Below are 10,784 nucleotides of genomic sequence, written 5' to 3' on the forward strand. Positions count from 1 at the left end.
GACCTTCCGTCGCGCACGACGGCCGGAGCGCGCGGAGCCCGGTCCGACGTCCGCACCGACCACCGTACGGTCACCGCGGCGACCGCACGGCGGCAGGGGTCACTCCTCCCCACGCATCCACCGCTCCATCACACCGAGGAGGTGATCGGGGTCCACCGGCTTCGTCACGTAGTCGGAGGCGCCCGACTCGATGGCCTTCTCCCGGTCGCCCTTCATCGCCTTGGCGGTCAGCGCGATGATCGGCAGCCCGGCGAACTGCGGCATCCTGCGGATCGCCGTCGTGGTCGCGTACCCGTCCATCTCCGGCATCATGATGTCCATCAGCACCAGCGTCACGTCGTCGTGCTGCTCCAGGACCTCGATGCCCTCGCGGCCGTTCTCCGCGTACAGCACCGAGAGCCCGTGCTGTTCCAGGACGCTGGTCAGGGCGAAGACGTTGCGGATGTCGTCGTCGACGATCAGCACCTTCTCGCCGGAGAAGCCGTAGGAGCGCCGTTCCTCCGGAGCCGTCTCCTGCTCCCCGGTTCCCTGCCCCGCCCACGGCTCCTGCGGCGTCGCCCCGCTGGGGGCCGCCGCGGGCTGACCGGGGAGCGCCGGGCGCTGTTCGGCCGCGCCGATGGCCTTGCGCCGGCGCCGGAACAGCCCGGCCGGCCCCGTCTGCGGTTCGTCCCTCATGGCTCCGAGGTCGTACGCGGCGCAGGGGGCCTCCGCGGCTCCACGCTCCTCCGCCGGCGCCCGGCGCGGGAGTTCGAGCCCGCCCGGGGAGAGCTGCGGGTAACCCTGGGGAGGCAGCTCACTGGGGTGCAGCGGCAGGTACAGCGTGAACGTCGACCCCCGGCCCGGCTCGCTCGCCGCGTGGATCTCGCCGCCGAGCAGCCGGGCGATCTCCCGGCTGATGGACAGGCCCAGGCCCGTACCGCCGTACTTCCTGCTGGTCGTGCCGTCGGCCTGCTTGAACGCCTCGAAGATCACCCGCATCTTGCTGGCCGCGATGCCGATGCCGGTGTCGGTCACCGAGAAGGCGATCAGGTCGCCATCCGGGTCCCTCAGCGACCCGGCTTCGAGCAGCTGCTCGCGGATCTCGTGCGGTACGTCGGTGCCGGCGGGCCGGATGACCAGCTCCACGGCTCCCGTGTCGGTGAACTTCACCGCGTTGGACAGCAGGTTGCGCAGCACCTGGAGGAGGCGCTGCTCGTCGGTGTGCAGGGTCGCGGGCAGCTCGGGGGAGACCCGTACGGAGAAGTCGAGCCCCTTCTCCGCGGTGAGCGGCCGGAAGGTGGCCTCCACGTAGTCGACGAGCTGGACGAGCGCGATCCGGGTCGGCGAGACGTCCATCTTGCCCGCCTCGACCTTGGACAGGTCGAGGATGTCGTTGATCAGCTGGAGCAGGTCGGAACCGGCTCCGTGGATCGTCTCGGCGAACTCGATCTGCTTCGGGGAGAGGTTCCCGTCGGCGTTGTCGGCGAGCAACTTGGCGAGGATCAGCAGCGAGTTGAGCGGGGTGCGCAACTCGTGCGACATGTTCGCCAGGAACTCGGACTTGTAGCGCATGGAGACCGCGAGCTGCTCGGCCCGCTCCTCCAGCACCTGCCGGGCCTCCTCGATCTCGGTGTTCTTCACCTCGATGTCGCGGTTCTGCCGCGCCAACAGCTCCGCCTTCTCCTCCAGTTCCGCGTTGGACTCCTGTAGCGCCTTCTGCCGGTTCTCCAACTCCTCGCTGCGCTCCCGCAGTTGCTCGGTCAGCTCCTGCGACTGCTCCAGCAGCACTTCCGTCTTCGTATTGACACTGATCGTGTTGACGCTGGTCGCGATCATTTCAGCGATCTGGTTCAGGAAGTCCCGCTGGATGTGCGTGAACGGCTGGAACGACGCGAGCTCGATGACGCCCAGCACCTGCCCCTCGAAGAGCACCGGCAGCACGATCACGTGCGCCGGCGGTGCCTCGCCGAGACCGGAGGCGATCCGCAGGTACCCCTGCGGCACCTTCATCTGGATGGTCCGCTTCTCCTCCGCGGCCGTTCCGATCAGGGTCTCCCCCGGCCGGAAGACGGTCGGCATCGCACCGGCGGTGTACCCGTAGCTCCCGCGCATCCGCAGCTGGTACGGGCTGTCCGCCTCCGCCCCGACCTCGGCGCCCTTGACCGCGGCGGTGCCCGTGGGCATCGCCAGGAAGAACGCGCCCTGCTGCGCGGAGACGACCGGCGTCAGCTCGCTCATGATCAGCGAGGCCACGTCGTCGAGGTCGCGACGGCCCTGCATCAGCCCGGAGATGCGCGCCAGGTTGCCCTTGAGCCAGTCCTGCTCCTCGTTGGCGAGGGTGGTGTCGCGCAGGTTGGCGATCATCGTGTTGATGTTGTCCTGGAGCTCCTGGATCTCGCCGGCCGCGTCCACGTCGACCTTCAGGCTCAGGTCCCCGCGGGTCACCGCGGTGGCGACCTTCGCGATGGCGCGCACCTGACGGGTCAGGTTCCCGGCCATCTCGTTCACGGACTCCGTCAGGTCCCGCCAGGTGCCGTCGACGTCCCGCACCCTCGCCTGGCCGCCCAACTGCCCGTCGGTGCCCACCTCGCGGGCCACCCGGGTCACCTGGTCGGCGAACGAGGACAGCTGGTCGACCATCGTGTTGATGGTGTCCTTGAGGTCCTGGATCTCGCCGCGCGCGTCGATGTCGATCTTCTTCGTGAGGTCGCCGCGCGCGATGGCGGTGGTGACGGTGGCGATCTGCCTCACCTGACCGGTCAGGTTGGACGCCATCGAGTTCACGGACTCGGTGAGGTCCTTCCACGTACCGGCCACTCCCGGTACGCGCGCCTGGCCGCCCAGCTCGCCCTGCGTGCCCACCTCGCGGGCCACCCGCGTGACCTCGTCGGCGAACGACGACAGGGTCGTGACCATGGTGTTCACGGTGTCGGCCAGCTCGGCGACCTCGCCGCGCGCCTCCACGGTGACCTTCTTCGTCAGATCGCCGTTGGCGACCGCGGAGGACACCCGAGAGATGTTCCGCACCTGCGACGTCAGGTTGTTCGCCATGGTGTTGACGTTGTCGCTGAGGTCCTTCCAGATGCCGGTGACCCCGCGCACCCGGGCCTGGCCGCCGAGGATTCCCTCGGTGCCCACCTCGCGGGCCACCCTCGTCACCTCGTCGGCGAAGTTCGAGAGCTGGTCGACCATCGTGTTCACGGTCGTGACGAGGTCCAGGATCTCGCCCTTCGCGTCCACCGTGATCTTCTTCGACAGGTCGCCCTTGGCGACGGCCGTGGTGACCTCGGCGATGTTCCGCACCTGCGAGGTGAGGTTGTTCGCCATGAAGTTCACGGACTGGGTGAGGTCCTTCCACGTACCGCTCACACCCTGTACCTCGGCCTGCCCGCCGAGCATCCCCTCGGTGCCCACCTCGCGGGCCACCCTGGTGACCTGCTCCGCGAAGTTGGAGAGCTGGTCGACCATCGTGTTGAGGGTGTTCTTCAGCTCCAGGATCTCGCCGCGCGCGTCCACGTCGATCTTCTGCGACAGGTCACCGCGCGCCACCGCGGTGGCGACCTGCGCGATGTTGCGCACCTGGTCGGTGAGGTTCCCGGCCATGCCGTTCACCGAGTCCGTCAGGTCGCGCCACACACCGGCGACGCCGGGCACCTGGGCCTGACCGCCCAGCCGCCCCTCGGTGCCCACCTCACGGGCGACCCTGGTCACCTGGTCGGCGAACGCGGACAGCTGGTCGACCATCGTGTTGATGGTGTTCTTCAGCTCCAGGATCTCGCCGCGCGCGTCCACGTCGATCTTCTGCGACAGGTCACCGCGCGCCACCGCGGTCGTGACCTGGGCGATCTGCCGCACCTGTGACGTCAGGTTGCCTGCCATGAAGTTGACCGAGTCGGTGAGCTCCTTCCAGGTGCCGCTGACGCCGTCGACCCGCGCCTGGCCGCCGAGCCGTCCCTCGGTGCCCACGTCCCGCGCCATACGCGTCACCTGGTCCGCGAACGCGGACAACTGGTCGACCATCGTGTTGACGGTGTTCTTCAGCTCCAGCATCTCGCCGGAGACGTCGACGGTGACCTTCTGCGACAGATCGCCGTTGGCGACCGCCGTCGTCACCTGCGCGATGTTCCGCACCTGCCCGGTGAGGTTGCGGAAGGCCGTGTTGACGGAGTCCGTCAGGTCCTTCCACGTACCCGCCGCACCCGGCACCTGCGCCTGACCGCCCAACTGCCCCTCGACGCCGACCTCACGGGCCACCCGCGTCACTTCGGAACCGAAGGACTGCAACTGCTCCACCATCGTGTTGACGGTGTTCTTCAGCTCCAGCATCTCGCCGGCCACGTCGACGGTGACCTTCTGCGACAGATCACCGTTGGCGACCGCCGTCGTCACCTGCGCGATGTTCCGCACCTGGTCCGTGAGGTTGCGGAACGCGGTGTTGACCGAGTCCGTCAGGTCCTTCCACGTACCCGCCGCACCCGGCACCTGCGCCTGACCGCCCAGCAGCCCCTCGCCACCGACCTCGCTGGCGACCCTGGTCACCTCGTCCGCGAAAGTGCGCAGCGTCTCGGTCATCTGATTGATGGTTTCTGCGAGCTGGGCGACCTCGCCGCGCGCGTGCACCCGGACCTTCCGCGACAGGTCACCGTTGGCGACCGCCGTCGTCACCTCGGCGATCCCCCGCACCTGCGAGGTCAGATTCCCCGCCATGAGGTTCACCGAATCGGTGAGGTCCTTCCACACCCCGGCCACACCCGGGACCTGCGCCTGCCCGCCGAGCGCGCCCTCGGTCCCCACCTCGCGTGCCACTCGCGTCACTTCGGAGGAGAACGACGACAGCTGGTCCACCATCGTGTTCACGGTGTTCTTCAGCTGGAGCATCTCGCCGGACACGTGCACCGTGACCTTGCGCGACAGATCGCCCTTGGCGACCGCCGTCGTCACGAGCGCGATGTCCCGCACCTGGGCGGTCAGCCGGTACGCCATGGTGTTGACGGAGTCCGTGAGGTCCTTCCACGAACCGGACATCCCGCGCACCTGTGCCTGTCCGCCGAGCTTGCCCTCGGTACCGACCTCCAGGGCGACCCGCGTCACCTCGTCGGTGAACGCGGACAGCTGGTCGACCAGGTTGTTGACCGTACGGCCGACCTTCAAAAACTCGCCGCGCAGCGGGTGCCCGGTGCCTTCACCGCCCTGCGAGCGCAGCTCCATCCGCTGCTCCAGGTCGCCCTCCGCCACCGCGGACAGCACCCTGCCGACTTCGGAGACGGGCCGTACGAGATCCTCGACCAGGGCGTTCGACGCGTCGATCGCGGTGGCCCAGGACCCTTCGCAGGCCCCGGTCTCCAGCCGCTCCGCCAGCTTCCCCTCCCGGCCGACCATGCGCCGTACCCGCGCGAGCTCGCCCGTCAGATGCAGGTTCCGGTCCGCCACCTCGTTGAAGACGGCGGCGATCTCCGACATCACCCCGTCGCCGGAGACCGTCAGCCGACGCCTGAAGTTCCCGTCCCGCATCGACACCAAGGCGGCCAGCAGACGGTTCAGCGCCGCCGTGTCCACCTCGGTCGTCCCATTGCCGCGGGACCGTCCGCCTTTTGCGCGCGAATTCTTGCCCCGCGCCGCCACGCCAGACTCCACCGTGTCCCTCCCGCAGGGATCGACCGTATTTCCCAGGTCTTGTTAAAGCGTTCCCAGTCTTCCACCTTGGCGCACCGCCGTGTCCGACAGTCAAGGCGTGACGCCCCCTGCGTCAAATCGTTGAAGCCTACAGCGACGGAGCCACTCCCCTCCCCGGGCGCCGCTTCTCGTATCCAGTCCGGACGCGGTGCCACGCCGCCCCTGCCGACGGTCTAGCCTGGGCAGGGCGTATCGAAGCCGCGAGAAACGGGCACAGGACTCGGGGAAGCGACGAACACCACATGGGGAGTGCTGTGATCACGGCGCGGGCGGCTGCCACTTTCGAGCCTGTCGGACGGTCGGTGGCGACGGCCCGTGCGTTCGTACGGGACACCCTCCAGGGCTGGGGGCACTCGGAGCTGGTCGACGACGCGGTGGTCCTCACCAGCGAACTCGTCACCAACGCCGTCGTCCACGCGGGCACCCAGGCCGACGTCCTGTGCCTGCTCACCGAGGACGGGATCCGCGTCGAGGTGGGCGACCGGTATCCGGAGCGCGAGGTCCCGCTCCAGGGCACCGGCATGTCCCTCGGCGGCCCGGACCGCGAAGGCGGCCGCGGCCTCCTTCTGTGCGCCGCCCTCGCCTCCAAGTGGGGCGTCGAGTACAGCCCCACCCAGAAACACGTCTGGTTCCAACTCGACCTGCCGCAGCGCCCGGTGGGCACCCGCGTAGCCGGCCCCGTCCTCCCGGACGCCCTCCTCCCGGTCGCCGACGGCCGCATCCGCGTCGCAGTCGTCCAGATAGACCGCACCGGTGCCATCGCCTCCTGGAGCGAGGACGCCCAGGACCTCTTCGGGTACGCCGCCGAACAGGTCACCGGCAAACCCCTCACCGACCTCACCGCCTGGCCGCAGACCCCCGGCATCGGCACCGGCATCGCCGAAGCCCTCCAGATGTCCCGCTGGGAGGGCAGTTACGGCATCCGCGGCGAGGACGGCCGCGTCATTCCCGTCTACGCCTCCCATCTGCGCGTACGGGACAGCGAGGGCGAGCCCTCCACGGTCTGCCTCCTGGTGCGGGAATTCGAGCGCGCCGTACTCCAGACACCGCAGCGGCAGCCGTCCCCGGACACCGTCGGCGGCGGCGAAGGCCGGACCACGGACCCCTTCGAGGTCTTCATCGGCTCCCCCGCCCCCGAAGACCTCGACGGTCTCCTCCAGCGCACCGTGGAACGCGCCCGCGACATGCTCGACGCCGACTCCGCGTTCCTCCTGCTCGCCACCGACGACGAGACGGAACTTGAGGTACGGGCGACCACCGGCCTCCCGTCCGCCCGCCAGCGCTTCGCCCGCGTACCCGTCGAAGCCGGCACCGGAAGGTACGGCTCCGCCCGGATGCCCGCCGTGCACGAGGACCTGACGGCCGTCCCCGGCGCCGTCCCGCTCCTCGACGGCACGGGCATGCGGTCCGTCGTCACCGTCCCCCTCAAGGTCGAGGGCCGCCTCACCGGCTCCCTCGGCGTCGCCGCCGAAGCCGCGGGCCGGTACACCAACGAGGAGGCCCTGCGCCTCCAGTTCGCGGCCGACCGCATCGCACTCGCCGTCGAGTCCGCCCGCCTCGGCGAACTCGAACGTCTCCGCCGCGGCTCCCTGTCCTTCCTCGTCGAGGCCTCCGACCTGCTCGCCGGCACCCTGGACCGCGACCAGACCCTCGCCCTCATGGCGCAGATGACGGTCCCCACCCTGGCCGCCTGGTGCGCCGTCTACACGATCGCCGACCCCACCTCGGACCCGTACCTCTCGTACGTCCTGCACGAGGACGAGGAACGCATCGACGGCCTCAAGGCCCTCCTCTCCAGGATCAGCCCGCCCGATCCTGTCCCCACTCCCGGGGCCCGCATCTGGAACGCACCCAGCGAGGCGGCCCACCAGGCCGCGCTGCGCACCTCCATGCGCAGTCTCGGTCTCGCCTCATCCCCGCACATCGGCTCCGGGATCGGCACCACGCTGGCCACCGCCGCCGCGGTCGGCGGCGAGACGGTGGTCCTTCCTCTGGTGGCCCGCAACCGGGTCATCGGCATGCTGACCCTCGGCAAGCCCACCGACGACCACTTCCGCCAGGAGATCCTCGAACTCGCCGAGGACCTCTCCCGCCGGGCCGCCCTCGCCCTCGACAACGCCCGTCTGTACTCGGAGCGCATGGCCATCAGCCAGTCCCTCCAGCGCAGCCTGCTGCCCCCGGAGCTGCCGGTCGTCCCGAACGTCGAGGTGGAGGTCATCTACCGGGCGGCCGGCGAGGGCAATGAGGTCGGCGGCGACTTCTACGACCTCTTCCCGATCCGCGACGGCGCCTACGGCTTCGCCATCGGTGACGTCTGCGGTACGGGCCCGCAGGCCGCCGCCGTCACCGGCCTTGCCCGTCACGCCCTGCGCCTGCTCGCCCGCGAGGGCTTCAGCGGCCCCGCCGTCCTCGAACGCCTCAACGCCGCCATCCTGGACGAGGGCGAGCGCAGCCGCTTCCTGACCCTCCTCTACGGCGAGCTGTGGCCGCAGGAGGACGGCAGCTCGATCCTCAAGATCGTCTGCGCCGGGCATCCGCTCCCACTCCGCCTCCGCCAGGACGGCACCGTCACCCCCGCCGCCGAACCCCAGCCCCTCCTCGGCGTCATGGAGGACCTGGAGCTGTACGAGGAGACCATCACCCTGGATCCGGGCGACGTGCTCCTGTGCGTGACGGACGGCATCACGGAACGCCGCGAAGGCGCACGCATGCTCGGCGACGACGGTCTCGCCGACGTACTCGCCGGTTGTACGGGCCTGACTGCCGGCGCTGTCGCCGCGCGCGTCCTGCGCGCCGTGGAACGCTTCGCGGCCGAACCCGCCTCCGACGACATGGCCATCCTCGCCATGCGCGTCCCGGAGCCCTTGAAGCAGTAGTGGGCATGGGCGGGTTGCTCTCCGCCTCATACGGCTCCGGACACGCAGGAAGGGCCCCCGCCAACGGCGGGGGCCCTTCCTTCTCGCTGAGCCCCAATGCGGAATCGAACCGCAGACCTTCTCCTTACCATGGAGACGCTCTACCGACTGAGCTATTGGGGCCTCGTTGCGCTGCGGCAACGAGATAGATCATACCCATAAAATCGCCGGAGTTCGAACCACTGTCTCCTGCGCCCCGCCCACGCCACCCCGACCAGCCCGCGCGCACGCCGACAAGCCCGCACGCAGCCGGGCCTTGCTGGCACGACTCTGTACGTGACGTAGCCCTGTGCAGGGCCCTGTACGTGCTTGTGCGCGCCCCGGGCGGACCTCTCGCCTTGCGCGCGGGCCTCTTTGAGCCCCGCCTCTCCGTCCCGTTGCGATCGGTCCCGTTGGCGACAGCAACGGGAGGACGCGACGCCGCTCCGGCAACGACCATCCAGCAAACAGATCAAGCAGAATGCAGATCGGGCAGAACGCAGAAGAGCCCCGTACCGGTATCCCCGGCACGGGGCTCTTCGCAATGATTGTTCGGCGGCGTCCTACTCTCCCACAGGGTCCCCCCTGCAGTACCATCGGCGCGGAAAGGCTTAGCTTCCGGGTTCGGAATGTAACCGGGCGTTTCCCTAACGCTATGACCACCGAAACACTATGAAACACTGAACACCTGGCTGTCAACACAGGACTGTTCGTTATTTCAGAACTAACACAGTGGACGCGAGCAACTGAGGACAAGCCCTCGGCCTATTAGTACCAGTCAGCTCCACCCGTTACCGGGCTTCCACATCTGGCCTATCAACCCAGTCGTCTACTGGGAGCCTTAACCCCTCAAAGGGGGTGGGAATACTCATCTCGAAGCAGGCTTCCCGCTTAGATGCTTTCAGCGGTTATCCTTTCCGAACGTAGCCAACCAGCCATGCCCTTGGCAGGACAACTGGCACACCAGAGGTTCGTCCGTCCCGGTCCTCTCGTACTAGGGACAGCCCTTCTCAATATTCCTACGCGCACAGAGGATAGGGACCGAACTGTCTCACGACGTTCTAAACCCAGCTCGCGTACCGCTTTAATGGGCGAACAGCCCAACCCTTGGGACCGACTCCAGCCCCAGGATGCGACGAGCCGACATCGAGGTGCCAAACCATCCCGTCGATATGGACTCTTGGGGAAGATCAGCCTGTTATCCCCGGGGTACCTTTTATCCGTTGAGCGACAGCGCTTCCACAAGCCACTGCCGGATCACTAGTCCCGACTTTCGTCCCTGCTCGACCCGTCGGTCTCACAGTCAAGCTCCCTTGTGCACTTACACTCAACACCTGATTGCCAACCAGGCTGAGGGAACCTTTGGGCGCCTCCGTTACTCTTTAGGAGGCAACCGCCCCAGTTAAACTACCCATCAGACACTGTCCCTGATCCGGATCACGGACCGAGGTTAGACATCCAGCACGACCAGAGTGGTATTTCAACGGCGACTCCACCATGACTGGCGTCACAGCTTCACAGTCTCCCACCTATCCTACACAAGCCGAACCGAACACCAATATCAAACTGTAGTAAAGGTCCCGGGGTCTTTCCGTCCTTCTGCGCGAAACGAGCATCTTTACTCGTAGTGCAATTTCACCGGGCCTATGGTTGAGACAGTCGAGAAGTCGTTACGCCATTCGTGCAGGTCGGAACTTACCCGACAAGGAATTTCGCTACCTTAGGATGGTTATAGTTACCACCGCCGTTTACTGGCGCTTAAGTTCTCAGCTTCGCACACCCGAAAGTGCACTAACCGGTCCCCTTAACGTTCCAGCACCGGGCAGGCGTCAGTCCGTATACATCGCCTTACGGCTTCGCACGGACCTGTGTTTTTAGTAAACAGTCGCTTCTCGCTGGTCTCTGCGGCCACCCCCAGCTCACCGTGTAAAACGGATCACCAGTGATGGCCCCCCTTCTCCCGAAGTTACGGGGGCATTTTGCCGAGTTCCTTAACCATAGTTCACCCGAACGCCTCGGTATTCTCTACCTGACCACCTGAGTCGGTTTAGGGTACGGGCCGCCATGAAACTCGCTAGAGGCTTTTCTCGACAGCATAGGATCATCCACTTCACCACAATCGGCTCGGCATCAGGTCTCAGCCTCAATGTGTGACGGATTTGCCTATCACACGGCCTACACCCTTACCCCGGGACTACCACCGCCCGGGCTGGACTACCTTCCTGCGTCACCCCATCG

At 67.4% G+C, this 10,784-nt stretch carries 2 protein-coding genes, 1 tRNA gene and 2 rRNA genes (1 of these 5 running past the window's edge); 1 reads left to right on the top strand and 4 read right to left on the bottom strand.

Annotated elements, in window-relative coordinates:
• Nucleotides 1–99: 99 nt before the first annotated feature.
• Nucleotides 100–5,613, bottom strand: a complete 5,514-nt coding sequence (locus ACQPZG_RS09430; protein WP_433545379.1) for a HAMP domain-containing protein — start codon at nt 5,611–5,613, stop codon at nt 100–102.
• Between the two features lie 281 nt (nt 5,614–5,894).
• Here ACQPZG_RS09430 and ACQPZG_RS09435 point away from each other — a divergent pair, with 281 nt between their 5' ends.
• A complete protein-coding gene (locus ACQPZG_RS09435; RefSeq protein WP_433545380.1) occupies nt 5,895–8,528 on the top strand; it encodes a SpoIIE family protein phosphatase in 2,634 nt (877 codons plus the stop codon).
• 89 nt (nt 8,529–8,617) lie between these two features.
• Here the strand turns inward: ACQPZG_RS09435 and ACQPZG_RS09440 are convergent.
• From ACQPZG_RS09440 to ACQPZG_RS09450, 3 genes are all read right to left on the bottom strand, one after another.
• Nucleotides 8,618–8,690 (bottom strand) — tRNA-Thr (locus ACQPZG_RS09440).
• A 406-nt stretch (nt 8,691–9,096) separates the two neighbouring features.
• Nucleotides 9,097–9,213 (bottom strand): 5S ribosomal RNA (gene rrf / locus ACQPZG_RS09445).
• An 81-nt stretch (nt 9,214–9,294) separates the two neighbouring features.
• Nucleotides 9,295–10,784, bottom strand: a 23S ribosomal RNA gene (locus ACQPZG_RS09450) (it continues 1,635 nt past the right edge of the window).

Origin of the sequence: Streptomyces sp. CA-294286 (assembly GCF_050947155.1) — a bacterium.
In the GTDB taxonomy this organism is placed as follows: domain Bacteria; phylum Actinomycetota; class Actinomycetes; order Streptomycetales; family Streptomycetaceae; genus Streptomyces.

Excerpts from the sequence above, each read along its gene's own strand:
- ACQPZG_RS09435 (WP_433545380.1), top strand. The coding sequence starts at position 5,895 with ATGGGGAGTGCTGTGATCACGGCGCGGGCGGCTGCCACTTTCGAGCCT.